This window comes from Halobacillus sp. HZG1 (genome assembly GCF_035818575.1).
GTDB classification, from domain to species: domain Bacteria; phylum Bacillota; class Bacilli; order Bacillales; family Halobacillaceae; genus Halobacillus; species Halobacillus litoralis.
Genome location: NZ_JAYLVQ010000011.1, coordinates 1 through 18,881, shown reverse-complemented (window position 1 = coordinate 18,881; position 18,881 = coordinate 1). Strand labels below are relative to the sequence as shown.

Sequence of the window (18,881 nt, the reverse complement as noted above, 5' to 3'; positions counted from 1 at the left end):
TAAGGCTTCCTCTAGTTGAAGACTGTCTCACCGTTTCCCTCCGCCCCTTTACCTTATAAGTGTCTCGAAACTGAGTCTTCAACAATAAGTTCTCTTGTCATTATGTGAAAGTGGGGAGTTGACTGTTTGACACTATGTCTAATGAAAGTGCATCTCAGATGTTAGATAATTAAGATAATTCTAACAAAAGAACATTGAGGAGGAATCTCCGTTGACTAAAGCTGATGTGAAAAGCGAAATGCTTTCAAAAGACGAGAAATATGTATGGCACTCCATGAAACCTTATAATCCTGATGCAACAATGGTAGCAAAAAGTGCAAAAGGTTCCTGGATCACTGATATAGACGGGATCCGGTTCTTAGATGCCATGTCAGGCTTATGGTGTGTGAACGTAGGATATGGACGAGAAGAACTTGCGAAAGCAGCTTACGAACAGATCAAGGATCTTTCTTATATGCCACTTACACAAAGTCATGAAGCAGCGATTCAGTTGGGAGAAAAAATCAATCAGCTGCTGGGGGATGATTATGTTGTCTTCTTCTCAAACAGTGGATCGGAAGCAAATGAAGCTGCATTTAAAATGGTTCGTCAGTATCATCAGCAAAAAGGAGACCATTACCGCACGAAATTCATTTCAAGGTATCGAGCTTATCATGGAAACTCCACTAGTGCGTTAGCAGCAACGGGTCAAGCACAGCGGAAGTACAAATATGAGCCTCTTGGACCCGGTTTTCTACACGTGTCTCCACCTGATGAATATCGGAATGATCATAGTGAAAAAGATCGGTGGGGAGCAAAGGAAATTGATGATGTGATGACATGGGAATATAGTGAATCGATTGCCGGGGTGATTATGGAGCCGATCATAACTGGGGGTGGAGTGATTGTCCCACCGGAACAGTATATGAAAGAGGTTCAATCCATTTGTGAAAAACATGGGGCCCTCATGATTGTGGATGAAGTGATTTGTGGGTTCGGCCGTACAGGTAAGCCGTTCGGTTTTATGAACTATGGGGTGAAGCCCGATATCATTACGATGGCGAAAGGAATTACGAGTGCCTATCTTCCTCTTTCAGCAACGGCCGTCAAACGGGAAGTGTATGAAGCATTTTGTGGAGATGATACGTATGACTTTTTCCGTCACATTAATACCTTCGGTGGTCACCCGGCAGCGTGCGCCGTTGCACTTAAAAATATTGAAATAATGGAAAGAGAAAACTTGTTTGAGCGTTCGCGCGATTTGGGAGAATCTGCAATCAATGATTTGCACAACCGTCTTCAGAACCATAACCATGTGGGTAATGTGAGAGGGAAGGGCTTGCTCATTGGAATTGAGATGGTGGAGAGCAAAGAAACGAAGGAACCACTGGCCGTGGAGAAAGTGAATCAAATCATCGCTTATTGTAAAAATAAGGGTATTCTGATTGGGAAAAATGGGATGACAGTGGCTGGATTCAACAATGTTATAACTCTATCTCCTCCATTATCTATTGAAGAAGAGGATTTGACTTATTTGCTTGATAACGTGGTAGAAGCGATTCATTCGATATGACCTTGATGGGAGGTTCCTAACATGCAGATAGGGATACCGAAAGAAATTAAAAATAATGAAAACCGCGTAGCAATCACTCCAGCTGGTGCGGTTAACTTAATCAGCGAAGGGCACGAAGTTTTTCTGGAGTCCAATGCTGGGGAGCGTTCTGGTTTTTCTAATCAGCACTATGAAGAAGTTGGAGTGAAAATTGTAGGTACAGCGGCAGAAGCATGGAGTAAGCAAATGGTCCTGAAGGTCAAAGAGCCGCTTGCAGAAGAGTACCGATATTTTTATGAGGGATTGATTTTGTTTACGTATTTGCACCTTGCTGCCGATGAAGAATTGACAAAGGCATTGGCAGAGAAAAAAGTGGTCGCTATTGCTTATGAGACCGTTCAGTCTGAAAATGGATTCCTCCCCTTGCTCACACCGATGAGTGAAGTGGCTGGAAGGATGGCCACTCAAAAAGGTGCACAGTATTTAGAGCGTACCCATGGTGGAAAAGGCATTCTTCTTGGCGGTGTTCCCGGGGTGAAACGAGGGAAAGTAACCATTATTGGTGGCGGAGTTGTAGGGACAAACGCTGCAAAAATTGCGATCGGGCTGGGGGCAGACGTGACGATGATCGATCTAAGCCCAGACCGGCTAAGGCAGCTGGATGATATATTCGGATCTTCGATCAACACACTTATGTCGAACCCTTTGAACTTGAGTGAAGCTGTCAGAGAATCCGATTTAGTGATCGGAGCTGTCTTGATTCCAGGGGCAAAAGCGCCAAAACTTGTGACAGAGGATATGGTGAAGTCGATGAGTCGGGGAAGTGTGATTGTAGATGTTGCTGTGGACCAGGGGGGGATTGTCGAAACGGTTGATCACGTCACGACTCATGATGATCCAATTTATGTGAAACATGGAGTTGTCCATTATGCAGTTGGTAATATGCCAGGAGCTGTTCCGCAAACATCAACCCTCGCACTGACGAATGTCACGGTTCCTTATGCTATCCAGATCGCGAACAAAGGGTTTCAAAAAGCATGCATGGAAAACGGCGCCTTACTGAAAGGAGTCAATGTTGTCAATGGAAGTGTAACTTATCGTGAAGTGGCAGAAGCTCATGGGCTGGACTATATGGAAGTGGAGAAAGCACTTGGACCGAAGTCATTTGTTTCATGAAGAATAGCGTCTCGCCAAAATGTTAGGCGGGACGTTATTTTTTTTGCAGAAAGTACTTCAATCTTCTTATCATGAATAACATGGAATAAGCCCTTATTCTATATTAAAGGAGATCATCCCATGGATTTCATGATTGACTTCACCCCATATGCGGGACTTGCTGTGTTGTTATATGCAGTGAGGCAGACTAAACGCGTGCCAAACCGGTACATCCCCATCATAGCTGTTGTCCTGGGAGTTGCTTTTTCCTATTGGCAGCAGGGCATCTCTCCTTCAGCAACGGTGGAAGGATTGAAGTATGCATTGCTTGGCATCGGAACCGTGGCAGGAGTTAAGTATTTTTTAGAGAAAAATGAAGATGGGAAAAAGGACTGAGTACTTGTAGCTCAGTCCTTTTTGTCTTAAAAATATAGAAAACAGATCACAACAATTAATAGAAAACGGTAGATTGCGAATGGGGTTAATTTTACATGGTTGATCATTTTTAGAAAGAAACGAATAGATAAGAGAGCAAAAAGAAAAGCGCTCAGGAAGCCGATTAAAAAATAAGGAACAGCTGACCATTGGAAATAGGCAAGGTTATTAAAAATGGAAAGCACACTTGCTCCGAGCATGATTGGCACAGCCATGATGAAGGTGAAATCTGCTGCAGCTTTATGGCTCAATCCCATTAACACACCTGCTGATATCGTAGCACCAGATCGTGAGAAGCCAGGCCACAGGGAGAAACATTGAACAATTCCAATGGTGAAAGCTTGGGTATAACTGATTTGATCGACAGTTTCTTTCCCTTCCTTTGGTTGGTGCAGATCAGCAGCAATCATGAACACAGAACCAGCCCCCAATCCAACTAAAACGGTTTCGATACTGAATAAATGTTCATCAATGAACCCTTCGAAAAGGAAACCTAAAATTGCAGCAGGAAGGAGGCCTAAAATGATATGGGACCATGATAAATGACCGTTTTTACGTTGCTTTGAGGAGGTGAAAAGTTTTTTGAATCGAGCACGAAAAATGACCACGACGGCAAAAATAGATCCCAGCTGGATGAACACTTTAAATGTATTTGCAACATAGTCACCTAGAAACAAGTCTGTCTTCAGCCACATTTCATCAACCAGAATCATATGCCCCGTTGACGAGACGGGCGCAAACTCTGTCAAACCTTCCACCATTCCAAGGATGATGACTTTAATAAACTCTATCATCTCCATAAACGGACACCTTTTCCTTTACGCATCCACCAAATGGTAAGGAAAGCGACTGCAGTGATGATGCCATACGTCCATATGGAGTACACCTTCATATAGTGCATAATATCACGCCACGAATCTTCAAGAACGACCCCAGTGTAGATTAGAGCTGTATTCCAAATCAAACTGCCCGAAAAGGTAAGGAAAAGAAAAGGGATTAGGGAGAAACGTGCCATTCCAGCAGGGAACGAAATAAAACTTCTGACAAGTGGAAGCATACGGCAGAAAAAGACTGCCCAATATCCATAATTCTCAAACCATTGGAATGTTTTGTTTACATCTTTTTTCGTGAGTCGCAGATATTTTCCGTAACGATCCACCCATTCTTCCAGTTTGTGTTTACTGATGGACATCCCGATTCCATATAAAAGAAGAGAACCGGTCAAAGAACCTGAAGTCGCATAAATGACGACAGCCGTCACCGTTAAATCCGTCCTAACTGACATGAACCCACTGAGTGGCAGAATAACTTCTGATGGAATAGGTGGAAAGAGGTTTTCGATCGCCATCAATGCGTAAACCCCCAGATACCCGAACTGTTCCATCATCCAAATGATCCATTCTTCCATGAACTTCTCCTCCAAAAGATGATCGATGTATTGTATCGGACAAGCTCACAAAATAGAACCTGAAATCAATTTGTGAATATATCTTTAAGTGCATCAGTATTCAACATACTCCAACTGAATTCAATGGAATAGGTGTCCCAGTCAGCACCTGACAGCCATCCTGCCAAAAAAATGACACCAAAAAATGACGCGAGCGTTATTCCTGAAAACAGATAGTACAGGGTCTGGCGATCATCATTTTGTTTCATCGTTATACCCCTTTCATTATTTGCGAACGCATATTCCCTTCATGATTGAGAATATTATAGCAGTTGAAAATGCGGATAGATATATAATATTTAATTTTGATTGAACAGAATAAACCGTTTTAAAAAGTACTTTCCTTCGTTGAAACAGATGCTTTCTGAAGAGTAAATGCCAGGAATTGTATCAATCATCTTTACATCCAAGTGCATCTGTGTATAATTGAAGTGAGTAATCACTCACACAGGAGGGGTCGAATTGAATTCCATGGTTGAAATGCAAAATGTCATCCATCGTTATAGTAAAAACACCATTATTGACAAGGTGAATCTTTCCATTCAAAGCGGAGAAATTTTTGGGTTACTGGGCCCTTCGGGAGCAGGGAAGACTACACTAGTCAAGTTGATAGCAGGAATATTAAAACCTACAGAAGGAACCATTTCACTTAAAGGGACAGCATTACGTCATCTTGCGCAGATGAAGAATTATGGATTCATGGCGCAATCGGATGCTTTATATCAAGAATTGACAGCATGGGAGAATCTTGATTTTTTCGCCTCCATTTATAACCTATCCAGAAAGAGAAGTAAGGAAAGAATCAGAGATGTACTAGAAATGGTTGACTTGTCCTCTTTCAAAGATCAACCCGTCGAAACATTTTCCGGAGGTATGAAAAGGCGGTTGTCCTTAGCGGCAGCTCTTGTTCATGAACCTGAACTGATCATTCTTGATGAGCCCACTGTCGGAATAGATCCTGTTCTGCGACGTTCCATTTGGGAAGAACTCTATGAGTTAAAGGAAAAAGGAGTGACGATTATCGTAACCACGCATGTCATGGACGAGGCGGAAAAGTGTGATCGTCTGGCTCTGATTAAAAGTGGTAAAGTCATTGCCCTTGATACTCCGCAGAAATTAAAGGAAAAGGTGAATGTAACATCTATGGAAGAAGTGTTTCTGCATTATGGAGGTGAAACAAAATGAATATCTTCCATGTAATGAAAAGAATCCTTCTCCAGTTTAGACGAGATAAAAGAAGCGTTGCCCTTATGGTGGTGGCACCACTCCTTGTTTTGTCACTTATGTGGATGGTCCTGGATCATGATGATTCCAAACTGGAACTAGGAGCCGTAGACGTTCCAGAAACCATGCTTGAACAATTGTCGTCTGACACTCTTGATATTGAAACGCTGTCTTCTTCTAAAGCAGAAGAAAAGCTGGAAGAAGGGACATTGGACGCGGTATTATATTTTGAGAATAAGGAAATATCACTGCTTCTTGAGGGAAGTAACCCAAATGCTGCAGGCGCCATACAAAAAGAATTGCAATCCCTACGGGAGGATCAGCAAAACATGGTGGACGTAGAGTATTACCATGGGTCAGAGGATCTGGGGTTGTTTGATTATGTAGGACCTGTCCTCATCGGTTTTTTTGTCTTTTTCTTCGTATTTATCGTAGGCGGTGTTTCTTTTTTAAGAGAACGCACACAGGGCACATTGGAAAGGTTGTTGGCTACACCAATCAGACGGTCTGAAATCGTGTTCGGTTATCTCGCAGGATTTGGGTTGTTCACTATTGTTCAGTCCCTCATCATCGCGTCGTTTTCCATTTACATCCTGGGGGTCTTTATGGACGGTAATTTCCTATATGTGCTCATCGTCACCATATTACTTGCTTTAGCTGCTTTAAGCCTGGGTACATTGGTCTCGGCATTTGCTAAGAATGAGTTTCAGATGATTCAGTTCATTCCTATAATTATTGTTCCTCAAGTGTTCTTTTCCGGTCTTTTCCCGACAGAAGGCCTTGGAACATGGGTACAGATAATTGGTGATATAATGCCTTTGACGCATGGTGCCGAAGCTATGAGAGGGATTATGCTGCGTGATACTTCTTTTGCGGATATCCAATGGGAAATTTACATTCTGCTTGGATTTACCGCTCTGTTCACGACATTAAATATATTCGCATTGAAGAAGCATCGCCGTTTATAATGGTACAAGGAAAGCCTTAGGAGGATTGCTTGTATGACTGATTTTAAGAAATTGGTGGAGACATTGGATCAGACTACAGAGGAAGATCGGAAGTTAACACCAAAACAGGAACAAATATTAAAAGCAGCCGTAGAGATTTTCGCTGAGAAGGGGTACGCATCTTCTTCCACAAGTGAAATTGCGGCCAGAGCGAATGTTGCAGAAGGCACGATTTTTCGTCATTATAAGACGAAGAAAGAACTCTTGATTTCAATTGTGACACCATTTATGACAAAGTTTACACTCCCATTTTTTGCTTCTCACTTTGCCAATAAAGTGTTTGAAGAGCCTCCCGAGGAGTTAGAAGGGTTATTGAGAACGCTGTTGAAGAATCGGTTTGAATTTGCCAGGGAAAACGCTCCGCTTTTGCGAATTGTGATTCAGGAAATGGCTTTTCATCCTGAGCTTCAGGAAAGGTTTCAAGATGTGTTCCTTGAAGAAATCTTTCCGAAATTCGAAAACGCTTTGAACCAATTGAAAGGAAAAGGGAAGCTTGTAGAAATCCCTAATACTTCCATCATACGTATGATCATATCCACCGTCATGGGTTTTTTGGTTACGCGTTTTATTATTGCGCCTGATCTGAATTGGGATGACGAAAATGAAATCGATTATACCATCGATTTCATCATGCACGGTTTGGCAAAGAGCTGAAAAAAGGTCTATCCTATAATAGGATAGACCTTCTTCTGGTTTTGTTCATTTTCACAGCAGCGAATGGGTTGATTGTTTCACGTTCAAATTATTGCTCCTTGACTTTACCTGATTTCTGGAGTGCTTGCCATTTGCTTGGGTATCTTAAGATCTTAAGGTGGATTTTTGTTTTTTATTGTCAGGATAAAAAAATACAGTAAAAGAAAAGCGAACCATAATGGTCCGCTGAATTAGGGGGATGGTTAAAGGCATTTAATTTTCCCTACGTACAAACAACAGTCCACCACTCAATAGAAACAGCCCCATCCCGAGTAATGCATATGTAGCATACGGTGTTGCAGTTTCAGGGAGCTCACCGCCTTCTTCCTCTGAGGATTCCTCCTGAGTCCCGTTTTCTTCAGAATCTTCCATGGCTTCATCTTCTGATGCTTCTGAATCACCAGAGTCGTCAGCTGAAGAGCTGCCACCTAAACTTTCACATGGGACGCCATCTTTATCTCGGTCCAGTCTATCCGGATCGTTGTTTTCATCGTAACCATTTTCTTCCCAATATTTTTCTGCTTCTGCTGTCGTGTCAAAATCGCTGCAGTCCTTGTCTCCATCATGACTGTCCGCACTTACGAACCCTGCGCTGCCAAAAGTCAAAGTCAAAACAAACAAAAAAATCAAGAATCTTTTCATTACGTGAAAACCCCTTTTTGATAGATTCCCATCACCCCTTGGATATTTTGTATATCATTCTATTGCCTATATTTTTACAAATAAAACCATATTTTGAGTATTTGTTGAATTTTATTCAATATAAAATGATAATAGGTTCTCTTAATGTGAAGGGGCGACTGTCTGAATAAACATATAGGCTTAAAAAAAGCATGGGGCCTGAGCCCCATGCTTTTAGTTCATTGGCATTTTTTTCTTTTTGCGTGCTTTTTCTTTTTCGATCTGCTTACTGCGCAGCTGTCCGCAGGCGGCATCGATATCAGTTCCATGTTCCGTACGCACCCCGCATTTAATTCCGCGGTCCATCAACGTTTGATAGAACGTAAGAATCGCTTCTTTTTCACTTCGCTCATAAGGGTTGTCCGCGACCGGGTTATATGGAATCAAGTTGACGTAGGATAAATGACGTTTATCCTTCAACAAGTCAGCAAGCTCTTCCGCTTCTTTCTTATGGTCATTGACGTCCTTGAGTAGAATGTACTCGAAGGTAATCCGTCTGTTTGTTTTTTCGAGATAGTAATCAATCGCCGGCATCAATTTTTCGAGTGGGTAGGCACGGTTGATTTTCATAATCTGTGTACGCAGTTCATTATTTGGTGCATGAATGGAAAGGGCCAGATTAATCTGGATACCTTCATCTGCGAACTCATACATTTTAGGTGCAATTCCACTTGTGGAGACGGTGATATGACGTGCTCCAATGGAAAGGCCTTTTTGATCGTTTACGACCTTCAAGAAGTCAATCAAGTTGTCATAGTTGTCGAACGGTTCACCAATTCCCATAACCACAATGTGGCTGACGCGTTCATCGTTACCCTGTTGATCCAAGTGCTGTTGGACCTGCATGATCTGTTCAACAATTTCACCACTGGAGAGGTCCCGGTTCTTACGAAGAATTCCACTTGCACAGAAGGAGCACCCGATGTTACAGCCTACCTGTGTGGTTACGCATACGGACAGTCCATAGTTGAAACGCATCAGAACAGTTTCAATGACGTTACCATCATCCAATTTGAATAGGAACTTGACGGTACCATCCTTTGATTCTTGTTTTATTTCTTCAGAAAGTGTCTCAATCGTAAAATGTTCATTGAGAACATCAATACAAGATTGATTCACGTTTTTCATTTGTGAAAAATCAGTCACACGCTTTTGGTAGAGCCAGTCCCATACTTGCTTGGAACGGAACTTTTTCTCACCATGATCTATAAGCCAATCAGTCAGTTGGTCAAACGTCAATCCGTAAATGGATCGTTTCATAAATACGCTCCTCTTTAAAAAAAATCGCTATTCCCATCATACTCGAAATGGGCAACTTAAACAACAGGATGAGGAATGTTGAAATTTTGCAAACATTTGCAGGCAGGGATTGTTCTGAGTGAAGAAATGTAAAGAGAAAGAGGTTACTTCAACAGTTCTATGAGCAATGACCGTAAATCAAAACCTATGATGTCCATTGTCCCCTTACTGAGGCTATGGAAGCAATTTTCTGCAATTGCGTTATCTTTTTAAAATAAAGGGAAGGTGTTTTTTCAGAACTTCAATTCACACCATAACGGAGGAACGCTTATGTTTACTTTGAATGATATTCCTATGTTTATCATAAATTTCTTTCTGATTCTACCTCTTGTCACACTCGTTCATGAAACAGGTCATGTCCTAGTCGCTCGTTTATTTGGAGGGAAGATACGTTACTGTATCGGTACGGGGAAATTATTGTTCCATGTGGGTCCTTTGGAAGTGAGACGTATGTACTTTATGGAGGGCTGGTGTCAGTATGAGAAGCTTTCCTACAATAAGACATGGGCGCATGTGTCTATCTATCTTGCTGGAAGTATCTTTAATTTGGCCATCATTCTGATGTTGAATGTACTGATCACCCAGGATGTTCTTCCTGTTGATTTGTTCTTCTACCAGTATTCCTATTTCTCTGTATACTTCATCTTCTTTTCACTATTTCCTTATCGAAATGGGGATGGCAAGCCGAGCGACGGCATGGCCATCTATGATGTCATTCGTTATGGAAAAGCTGAAGATCCGATTGATTAATAGAAAGAGGGGAAAGCCATGCAGGCTTTCCCCTTATCTATGATCACTCGTCTTCAATATCCAGAAGCATGGTACGATTGTGGAAAGCTCCACGCTCTTTTCTGCGATGTTGGCGAATGTGTTCAAGTTCTTCGAAGGTGGCCCCATGTGTATAAGATAAGGCATGGATAACTTCCAGAAGGTCAGCAAGTTTGGTCAATGATTCTTCGTTTTCAACCGTGTGGAAATATTCTTCAACTTCATTTTTTAATTTGTTTTTCAATGAATCATCATACTCCTTTTTATTAAGAGTTCGAGTACGGATATTTTTCCCCGAATCTCTCAGTAAGTTAGGAATGTGATCTCGAACTAGTTTGTTGTGCTCTGTCAATGTTCCACTCTCCTTTCGGCTATACCCATCCTTAACCGTTTCCGGGAGAAAGAAAACAATAAAATGTTCATACCGTTTTATATAGTTGGTGATATAGGTTATCTTTTGAAAATTATAATGCAGACAAGTGGGAGGGCACTTGTCTGCATTTTTTCAATCATTAATAGGGTCGTTTTTTCCATGAATCACTTTTTACCTCTATTGCTTTTCCGTTTATTTCTAGATCGTCAATGTACCAGCCGCGGTTGTTAACACTTCCATCGGTTTCATAGATGAAGCGGATATGTGTAGTATCGGATGGTAGTTCAACATTTTGTGAGACCCATCCATTACTGTCGCCTGTAAATCGATCCAGTGTTGTCCAGGTCTTCCCATCGTTTGATACTTCTAATGTACCGAAGTCATACCCACTTTCAATTTCAAACCATGTACGGAAGGAAAGGGAAGCCGTTCCGCTGAGATTCACTTTTGCGAGCAGCTGTTTCTTCGCTTGGTCTCCGTAACCTGCAAACCATGGATTCGCTTTTTTATCCACTTCAATTGGAATAGCATCCGCTACTTTTCGTGCAAACCCTCTTCGCGCCCCATTCGTAGAAACTGTGTCCCTTGTAGGATGGACACGATTCGTTAATAATATAGCGATTGTTTCATTTGCAGGGTTGACCACGATGGAGGTTCCTGTGTACCCCGTATGTCCATATGTGCTTGGACTCGAGAGAGCATCCATATACCACCCTTGTTGGAGTTCCCACCCTAACCCGTGGTCATCACCTGGAAATTGGGGGATACGATTTTCAGTAAGCAGCTTAACGGTTTCAGGCTTAAGAATCTCGGTGTTTCCATAAGTACCTTCATTTAAAAACATATGCGCGAGTTTGGCTAAATCATTGGCCGTGGAAAAAACTCCTGCATGACCAGCTACACCATCCAGTGACCAGGCGCTTTCATCATGCACTTCTCCCCACACAAGCCCCCGATTCGTCCATGGTTGGTCTTCCGTTGCAGCAATACGGGATTTTAATTTCTCATCTGGATTATACATCGTATCTTCCATTTTTAATGGTGTGGTAATATATTTTTCTACAAATTCATCTAATCGCATATGAGAGAGGCGTTCGACGAGAGCTCCTAATGTAATCATATTTAAGTCGCTGTAAGTATAGGTTGATCCAGGCTCATTAGAGAGGGGATATTGTAAGACATGTTGTAAACGGTCGTTTCTGTCACCTTCTACTTTATAAAGGGGAATCCAGGGTTTGAAGCCTGAGGTATGTGTCAGAAGCTGTTCAATCGTTACGCTCTCCTTACCATTTTCGGCAAATTCAGGGAGGTACTTTGCGACTGGGTCGCTTAGTTCGAACGCGTCTTGTTCATATAAAATCATAGCGGCGGTGGATGTGAAAATTTTGCTGATGGAAGCGAGATCAAAGATGGTATCTTTCGTCATTGGGACGGGGTCCTCCGACTGAGTGAATTCATCGTCTTCATACTTCATCGCGTACCCGTAGGCTTCTTCTTTAACGATATGCCCTCTCCTTGCAACAAGAGCTACGGCTCCGGGCATCACGTTGTCTTCTATAGCAGAGAGTAGAAGAGGATCAATTTCTTGTAAAGGCTCTTTTCTCATGCCAGCTCCTCGAACGGATCCTGGATGCAGGATGGGTGAGGAAGGCCCTGGTTGATCCCAGGAAAATGCAGGATGGACAGTGCTTGAGTTTGTATGGACATTTGTTTTTACTCCTTTCTCTATATTCGGACCAGGTCCTGCGAGAATCGTATTCGGGATTAACAGGGTGGCTCCCAGAGTCGTTATTAACAGAGGGGATACTTTTTTCTTTTTCAATTCAAAACCTCCTTTTTCAGATAATTCAATCATAAGGTTTCGGATTCTAGTTGTCTATACCACTTATGGTAAAATGGTAAATTATACCGAAAAGGGTAAGAATGACATGGGCTGAAGGGATTGGGAAGGACCTTTCGTTGATCAAACGCAATAATAATCCTTCGAGACTTTCATCAGCTATGAGAGACAATTCCGGACTTTCACTCCCTTTTCTTCCTATATGGGGAGGTTCATTTGATTTTGGGTCCATTTACCCTAAATGTCGCTGGGGAGTTTCACCTTTCTAAAACTGAGGTATGTATTTATATATTCAAATAAAGGAGGAATGAAAATGAAACTGATTCGCTCGGTAATCCATACTATCGTAGATATTCTCTTATTCATTCCACGTACGATAGGAAGATTGATTAAGAGAATCGTATAATTCCTAAACATAGAAAAGGGCCGCTCTTTTAGAGAGGGGCCTTTTTTAATGGAAATGAAGGTTGATATGGGGGGCGAAAGTAGAGGCTGCCGTATAAAGGGGGAAGGGAACAAATGAAAGGGAAAGGGATTACTCTGGTTCTCATAGGGGCTGCCAGCTTTGGGTTCACCCCGATTTTTGTGAAAACAGGTTTTTCTTTCGGCTACACACTTGGTGAACTGAATATTGTCCAAATGTTGATTGCCTTTGTATTTTTGTGGGGAATCAGCCTATTTAAAAAGATTTCATGGAGAGGGACAAGCAGAGGCGATCTGTTCAAAATTATGTTGACAGGCACATCCGTTGGTTTGACCAGTATCTTCTATTATGGTGCTATGCAGTATTTGCCAGCATCTATTGCTATCATTCTACTTTTCCAGTTCGTGTGGATTGGAATGATTTACGAATGGATCTTTACAAAAGTTATCCCTACCTCAATCAATTTTCTTTCATTGGTGGTCACACTCTTAGGGGTTGTTTGTGCATCAGGTGTAGTCGGAGGCGGTTTCTTTGAGCTTCCAATGGCTGGGCTTCTGCTTGGGCTGCTTTCAGGCTTTTCTTATGCGGGGTTTGTTTTTTTCAGCGGGCAGGTGGCGACAAAGACCGACCCTATTGTAAGAAGCGCCCTGATGGTAACTGGATCGTTGGTTCTTGTGCTGATTGTATTTGTACAAGACCTACCCACACTGCCGTTATTCGATATGCAATTATGGAGCATCGGTGCAGGAGTGGCTTTCGTAGGAGCAGTCATCCCGCCATTATTTTTTGCTCAGGGTGCTCCGTTGATTTCTGGGAGACTTGCCAATGTCTTAAGTTCTATTGAACTTCCAGTTGCCATCATTTCAGCCATGATCATCCTATCAGAATCTGTATCTTTGGTTCAGTGGGCGGGGGTGGGTTTAATCATAGCTGCCATTTTCCTTAATGAGCTAGGGGGATTATGGTTGAAAAGGAAATCGGCAGAAAAAAGCCAGACCTTATAAAGGCCTGGCTTTCAATCATACGACAGCTTTTTGTTTTGATGAATCTTCTTTTTTGTTCTTTACATATTGGAAAGCAGAAACGGCTCCAAAAATTCCTAAACCAATGAGAGATATGATTAGGTTCGGATACACGAGCATGAGTCCACAAAAGACAAGGGCTATTCGTTCGATCCACGTGACTTTTGTTGCGAAATACCCGATCAGTGCAGAGCTGATGGCTGCCATGCCTAATAAGGCTGTAAGGACACTGATGGTTAAGTTGAATGCGTTGACGTCTCCTTGCAGCAATAAAATTGGATTGGTAACGAACACATAAGGAATGATAAAAGCGGCAATCGCAAGTTTCACGGCGGTTACACCAGCTTTCATCGGATTGGCTCCGGCAATACCCGCTCCGGCATAAGCTGCGAGACAAACGGGAGGAGTGATATCTGCGACGATCCCGAAATAGAAGACAAACATGTGAACGGCAATGACTGGCACATCAAACGCTAACAAAGCTGGCGCTGCCATTGTAGCAGTTACGACATAGTTTGCTGTCGTAGGTAGACCCATTCCCAGAATAATACAGGCAATCATGGTAAAGAACATGACAAGGAAAAACTGCCCTTGAGCAAGATCAATGATACCTCCTGCGATTTTAGGTCCGAGACCGGTAGTCGTTACGGTTCCTGCTATGATTCCTGCAGTCGCACAGGCAGCAATGACGGGAAGGGCGACACGGGCTCCTTCTTCAAGCAATTTAATGATCCCTTTCCAGGACATGCGTGTTTCTTTACGGAAAAAGCTGATAACAAAAGCCGTGACGATTGCAAATAAAGCGGCATAAGTAGGTGTGCGTCCGGCAAGTAGGAATCCGATAATGATGACGAGCGGAAGAAATAAGTCCAGACGTTTGACCAGCTTATTTGTTTTAGGAAGTTCTTCTTTTGAAAGTCCGCGGATGTTTTGTTTTCTTGCCTCAAAGTGTGTACCTAAAAAGACCCCTGAAAAATACAAAAGAGCGGGTACAATCGCAATGACGATGATTTCGTTATAAGGGATCCCCGTGTAAGACGCCATGATGAATGCGGCAGCACCCATGATCGGCGGCATAAGCTGTCCACCGGTGGAGGCAGAAGCTTCTGATGCTGCGGCGAAGTGAGGTTTGAACCCTGCATTTTTCATCATCGGAATCGTAAATGATCCAGAGCCCACGGTATTAGCGACTGAGCTTCCACTTACCATTCCTTGAAGCCCACTTGCTGCGACAGCAGCTTTGGCTGTTCCGCCCGTATATTTTCCTGTTAAGCGGAGGGCAAGATCATTGAAAAACTGACCAATGTTCGTTTTGACGAGAATGACTCCGAAAAAAAGGAAGAGAAAAATATAGGTCGACGATATTTGAATGGGAATACCGAATATAGCACTGGAACTGAAAAACATTTTCGTTGCGAGCGTAGGCCAGTCATTGCCTGCGTGACCAATGATAGGAATGAAATTTCCAAACATCCCATAGAGCAGGGCGACAATCGCAATGATGACAATGGGAAGGCCGACGACTCGCCTTGTCGCTTCAAGCAACAAAAGAATGCCGGCTGTTGCAACAAATTGATCCATATAGGTGAATCCGAAGATAATCGCATCGTTAATGAGACGGTCATAATTTTGAATGATATAAAAATTCGCATAAAGAGCGATGGCAGCAAAAATAAGATCATACCATGGAATGCCTCGTCTGCCCGTTAAAGAAGATTTAATCGGATAGAGGAGGTAGACTAAGCAGAGAGCGGCACCCAGGTGTATGGCACCCTGTATAAGTGAAACATAGGCTCCACGGTAAGCGGTGTAAAGCTGAAAAATAGTCAGCGCACTCCCAAGGATCAAAGTCACCCAGCCCCAGGGTCCGAGGTTTGTACGGAATGTGCTCTCTTTGTCGTATTTTTTCATCATTTCCTGTTTGTCTACTTCTTTGTTATCTTTTTTCGTCACGCCTCTTACCTCCATTCTTTTCTAAATCAACGTTATAAAGAACCGGACAAAAACAATGTCCGGTTCCGCTTGCTTCCTTTATTCTAGAATGCCTGCTTCTTTGAAATATTTCTCTGATCCAGGGTGAAGGGGAAGTTCTTGAGCACCTGTCAAAGCACTATCCTGCGTGATCAGCTTCGCTTGAGCGATTGACATATCACCCGCATTTTCATAAAGTGTTTTCGTCATTTCATAAGCTAGATCTTCACTGACCTGACTTGTTGAACCAAGAAGAAGCGCTAATGCAGTAATGGTTTCCACAGGCTCTTCCTGCCACTCATACGTACCAGGTTCGACTGTATAAGCTTCGTACTGACTATTGGAAGTCACTTCTTCTAAAGCATCGCCTTCAATGTTCAGAAACTTAACTTCTCCTGTAGCCGCTTCTAATTCATCTGTCGTTGAGGAAGGGACTCCTACAACGGCGAAAGAGGCGTCAATTGTATTATTTTGAAGTTTACTCTTCGCATCTCCAAAACCTTCTTCAAACGCTTCATAGTCTCCTTCTTCGATGCCGTATGCGGAAAGAACCATCTCAGCCGCTTCACGAGTTGCCCCGCCTGGAGGTCCGACAGCTACTTTTTTTCCTTTTAAATCTTCAATGGACTCAATACCTGTAGAATCCAATGTGACCACTTGTAGTGCCTCAGGATACAGGGAACCGATGACGCCGACATTACCGACATCTTTACCTTCAAATTCACCCATTCCTTCAACCGCATTGATCATGGTCGTATTCTGAGCAATCCCCAGTTGGAAGTCCCCTGATTGGATTTTGGCGATGTTTTCGACAGAAGCTCCAGATTCAACGGAACTAACGTCAAAACCCTCCATATCAATATTGTCTGCAAAGAGGTTTGCCATTTCTCCTCCAAGCGGATAGTAGACTCCACCGACACTACCTGTTCCCATTGTCAGGTTTGTCATTTCTTCGCCACCATCACTTCCGCCGTCATCTCCTGAGGAACCGCTTGTCCCACTTTCACCACAAGCGCTCAAGAAAAGGCTTACAGTGAAGAGGAGAATGAACATTAGCCATGAATACTTTTTCATTTGAAGACCCCCTATTATGAAATTAGATTGATTTAAAAGGTTATTTTTACCCCATTTAAATCAAAAAGTTCCTTATATTTACATGATTTTACCTTGTTTATGGATGAATTACAATAATATTACAAAAATTGAGACAATTGAAACCCAGTAAAGATTAAAAGAAAAGGAGCTCCCCTTAAGGGCTCCTTTTAATGAACCAAGATGAGAGAAGCCCTTATTTGGCATCCTCCTTTGGCTTCCTTTATAAACTTTCACAAACAACCCCATCCTGATCGTTCCCATCTAAGCGATGGGGGTCTTGAGCAGGTCCTCCAGCAGCTTCATAAAAGGCTTGTGCTGCTTTTTGTGATGAGAAGTCACTACAGTCCCGATCTGGTCCGTGAGGGTCATAGGGGAGATTTCCCTCATAGGAGGAGGCTGGCAACTCCTCAGAACTAAAGGATTCTCTTTCGCTAAATCCTTCGTTCGTAACGTAACCGTCGATGCTCCAAATTCCTTTCTCTTGTTGTTTGGCACGCGTCTCTGCTTTTTTCATAGATGCTGAATGAACGTATGGTGGATCATATTCATAAGCATATCGAGCAAGTCCTTTTTCTAGCAATTGCTGGTTGAAATTCTCACCATTCACCCAAATATAACCAAGAAGCCGTTCATAATGATCGCGCTTCGGTCCGTCATATTCGAAACGTACTTCTTTCCCCGACAGCTTTTCTTTTGCAAATTCACTTGCCTCAGGTCCAAACCGCTGGACAGGCTTGTCTGGATGAACGGTTTCGGGCGTGTCGACAAGTAACAAACGAACACGCTCCTCTTTGCCATTCATCATAATGTCGATGGTGTCTCCGTCTACTACATTCGTAACGGTTCCCCCGACATCTCCGGGTAGGTTTTCTTCTTCTGCGGAAGCGTTAGATCCCTTTTCTGTAGGTGCATCATCATCTTTTTCTATGGAAGCACCCTCTACAGAATCTTGGGAGTGTTCGTTTTGACTTTCAGAGATTTCTTCAGGCTTGGTGTCGGTACAACCGGTAAGTATGGAAATAGAGAGGACCAACAAAACGATAAGACCACGAAAAGGCTGTATCCATGAACACATGGATATCCCTCCTTCCTTTTCAATTAAAAGAGCTGAGACAGGATGGATTCATAAACGACGAGTGAAACATACATTCGTAAATCAGACTTCTTGCGTTTTCATCACCGCCCAGGCCTTTCAACTGTTTTTATTCTACTAGCCTCTACTTCCTTTGACAAAGGTACAAAGGAGTGCCTTTTTCCTATCCTTCGACCTGTCCGTTGAGATATGATGAAAATGTAGGACAAAGATTGACAAAACCACTTACTTTTCGAGAAACTAGATATATTAAGGAAATAGGGAGAGATACATATGGCATTTGTCATTACACAACCGTGCCAGGGCGAACAAGCCGGTGAATGCGTTGACGTTTGTCCTGTTGATTGTATTGAAAAAGGGGAAGACCAGTACTACATCAACCCTGATATTTGTATAGACTGCGGTGCGTGTGTATCGGTGTGTCCGGTAGATGCGATTGTTGAAGAGTATGAGCTCACGCCCGAGGAAGAGCCGTTTCTGGAAAAAGCGGAAAAGTTCTTCGGCAACATATAAAGAAAAAAGCCCTCTCATGGGCTTTTTTTTTGCTCTATTATTCGGTGCTATAGAATCTCTAAAAATAACTGATTCAACTATATGGCAGGATTGTTGAAGACGCAGCTTCGAGACTTTCCAGGGTTCGTTGCCCGGGTTGAGCGTCAGGGGTGGCTGGGAAGCTACTCGCTTTCCTGTGGGGGAGTGGCGAGCTTCCTCGGGCTACGCCCTGCGGGATCTCGCCGATCTCCTTTCTCCCACGGGAGTCTCGCAGCTTCCCAACCACCCCATCAGATGAAGGGGCTAACGAACCCCTTTCCCAAGTAGGATG

General features: G+C 42.8%; 19 protein-coding genes. 9 read left to right on the top strand and 10 right to left on the bottom strand.

Annotation, left to right across the window (positions count from 1 at the left end; all coding sequences use genetic code 11):
* Positions 1-211 precede the first annotated feature (211 nt).
* The 3 genes from VKA52_RS00800 to VKA52_RS00790 all read left to right on the top strand — a co-directional run bounded on the left by VKA52_RS00800 (position 212) and on the right by VKA52_RS00790 (position 3,082).
* Entirely contained in the window at positions 212-1,552 is a 1,341-nt protein-coding gene (locus tag VKA52_RS00800; protein ID WP_326313861.1) for an aspartate aminotransferase family protein, read from the top strand.
* A 21-nt stretch (positions 1,553-1,573) separates the two neighbouring features.
* Positions 1,574-2,707: an alanine dehydrogenase gene (ald, locus tag VKA52_RS00795; protein ID WP_326313860.1), complete on the top strand. Its 1,134-nt coding sequence runs from the start codon at positions 1,574-1,576 to the stop codon at positions 2,705-2,707.
* A gap of 120 nt (positions 2,708-2,827) precedes the next feature.
* A complete protein-coding gene (locus tag VKA52_RS00790; RefSeq protein WP_160912096.1) occupies positions 2,828-3,082 on the top strand; it encodes a phage holin family protein in 255 nt (84 codons plus the stop codon).
* A gap of 26 nt (positions 3,083-3,108) precedes the next feature.
* Here VKA52_RS00790 and VKA52_RS00785 read toward each other — a convergent pair whose 3' ends face one another.
* From VKA52_RS00785 to VKA52_RS00775, 3 genes are all read right to left on the bottom strand, one after another.
* Positions 3,109-3,921 carry an undecaprenyl-diphosphate phosphatase gene (locus VKA52_RS00785; protein WP_326313859.1) on the bottom strand — a complete coding sequence of 271 codons (813 nt, stop codon included), beginning with the start codon at positions 3,919-3,921 and terminating at the stop codon, positions 3,109-3,111.
* Entirely contained in the window at positions 3,912-4,529 is a 618-nt protein-coding gene (locus VKA52_RS00780; protein WP_326313858.1) for a DedA family protein, read from the bottom strand. Before VKA52_RS00780 ends, VKA52_RS00785 begins: the two co-directional genes overlap by 10 nt.
* A gap of 65 nt (positions 4,530-4,594) precedes the next feature.
* The gene (locus VKA52_RS00775; RefSeq protein WP_326313857.1) at positions 4,595-4,777 is read right to left on the bottom strand and encodes a hypothetical protein; all 183 of its coding nucleotides are present in this window, start codon (positions 4,775-4,777) and stop codon (positions 4,595-4,597) included.
* Between the two features lie 262 nt (positions 4,778-5,039).
* On the opposite strand from VKA52_RS00775, the gene ccmA reads away from it, so the two are divergent.
* The 3 genes from ccmA to VKA52_RS00760 are packed head-to-tail and all read left to right on the top strand — an operon-like array spanning position 5,040 to position 7,453.
* A complete protein-coding gene (ccmA, locus tag VKA52_RS00770) occupies positions 5,040-5,753 on the top strand; it encodes a heme ABC exporter ATP-binding protein CcmA (RefSeq protein ID WP_326313875.1) in 714 nt (237 codons plus the stop codon).
* The gene (locus tag VKA52_RS00765) at positions 5,750-6,760 is read left to right on the top strand and encodes an ABC transporter permease (RefSeq protein WP_326313856.1); all 1,011 of its coding nucleotides are present in this window, start codon (positions 5,750-5,752) and stop codon (positions 6,758-6,760) included. Before ccmA ends, VKA52_RS00765 begins: the two co-directional genes overlap by 4 nt.
* 33 nt (positions 6,761-6,793) lie before the next feature.
* Positions 6,794-7,453: a TetR/AcrR family transcriptional regulator gene (locus VKA52_RS00760; RefSeq protein ID WP_326313855.1), complete on the top strand. Its 660-nt coding sequence runs from the start codon at positions 6,794-6,796 to the stop codon at positions 7,451-7,453.
* Positions 7,454-7,705: 252 nt separating this feature from the next.
* Here the strand turns inward: VKA52_RS00760 and VKA52_RS00755 are convergent, their stop codons facing one another.
* Together VKA52_RS00755 and rlmN are read right to left on the bottom strand one after the other, a co-directional pair.
* Positions 7,706-8,134, bottom strand: coding sequence for an excalibur calcium-binding domain-containing protein (locus VKA52_RS00755; RefSeq protein WP_326313854.1), 429 nt, complete (start codon positions 8,132-8,134; stop codon positions 7,706-7,708).
* 213 nt (positions 8,135-8,347) lie between these two features.
* Entirely contained in the window at positions 8,348-9,433 is a 1,086-nt protein-coding gene (rlmN, locus tag VKA52_RS00750) for a 23S rRNA (adenine(2503)-C(2))-methyltransferase RlmN (RefSeq protein ID WP_326313853.1), read from the bottom strand.
* A gap of 309 nt (positions 9,434-9,742) precedes the next feature.
* On the opposite strand from rlmN, the gene VKA52_RS00745 reads away from it, so the two are divergent.
* The gene (locus VKA52_RS00745) at positions 9,743-10,222 is read left to right on the top strand and encodes a site-2 protease family protein (protein ID WP_326313852.1); all 480 of its coding nucleotides are present in this window, start codon (positions 9,743-9,745) and stop codon (positions 10,220-10,222) included.
* Between the two features lie 43 nt (positions 10,223-10,265).
* Here VKA52_RS00745 and VKA52_RS00740 read toward each other — a convergent pair whose 3' ends face one another.
* The gene (locus VKA52_RS00740; protein ID WP_326313851.1) at positions 10,266-10,484 is read right to left on the bottom strand and encodes a hypothetical protein; all 219 of its coding nucleotides are present in this window, start codon (positions 10,482-10,484) and stop codon (positions 10,266-10,268) included.
* A 268-nt stretch (positions 10,485-10,752) separates the two neighbouring features.
* Entirely contained in the window at positions 10,753-12,435 is a 1,683-nt protein-coding gene (locus VKA52_RS00735) for a serine hydrolase (protein ID WP_442788793.1), read from the bottom strand.
* A 537-nt stretch (positions 12,436-12,972) separates the two neighbouring features.
* Here VKA52_RS00735 and VKA52_RS00730 point away from each other — a divergent pair.
* Positions 12,973-13,881 carry an EamA family transporter gene (locus VKA52_RS00730; RefSeq protein ID WP_326313850.1) on the top strand — a complete coding sequence of 303 codons (909 nt, stop codon included), beginning with the start codon at positions 12,973-12,975 and terminating at the stop codon, positions 13,879-13,881.
* Positions 13,882-13,896: 15 nt separating this feature from the next.
* Here the strand turns inward: VKA52_RS00730 and VKA52_RS00725 are convergent, their stop codons facing one another.
* The 3 genes from VKA52_RS00725 to VKA52_RS00715 form a co-directional block, all read right to left on the bottom strand.
* Positions 13,897-15,867 carry a TRAP transporter permease gene (locus VKA52_RS00725; RefSeq protein ID WP_160912116.1) on the bottom strand — a complete coding sequence of 657 codons (1,971 nt, stop codon included), beginning with the start codon at positions 15,865-15,867 and terminating at the stop codon, positions 13,897-13,899.
* A 63-nt stretch (positions 15,868-15,930) separates the two neighbouring features.
* Positions 15,931-16,944 carry a TAXI family TRAP transporter solute-binding subunit gene (locus tag VKA52_RS00720; protein WP_326313849.1) on the bottom strand — a complete coding sequence of 338 codons (1,014 nt, stop codon included), beginning with the start codon at positions 16,942-16,944 and terminating at the stop codon, positions 15,931-15,933.
* Between the two features lie 241 nt (positions 16,945-17,185).
* The gene (locus tag VKA52_RS00715; RefSeq protein WP_326313848.1) at positions 17,186-18,040 is read right to left on the bottom strand and encodes a thermonuclease family protein; all 855 of its coding nucleotides are present in this window, start codon (positions 18,038-18,040) and stop codon (positions 17,186-17,188) included.
* A gap of 291 nt (positions 18,041-18,331) precedes the next feature.
* Here VKA52_RS00715 and VKA52_RS00710 point away from each other — a divergent pair, with 291 nt between their 5' ends.
* Positions 18,332-18,571 (top strand): indolepyruvate ferredoxin oxidoreductase subunit alpha, encoded by a 240-nt coding sequence (locus VKA52_RS00710; RefSeq protein ID WP_160912123.1) that lies wholly within the window; start codon positions 18,332-18,334, stop codon positions 18,569-18,571.
* The last annotated feature ends 310 nt before the right edge of the window (positions 18,572-18,881 follow it).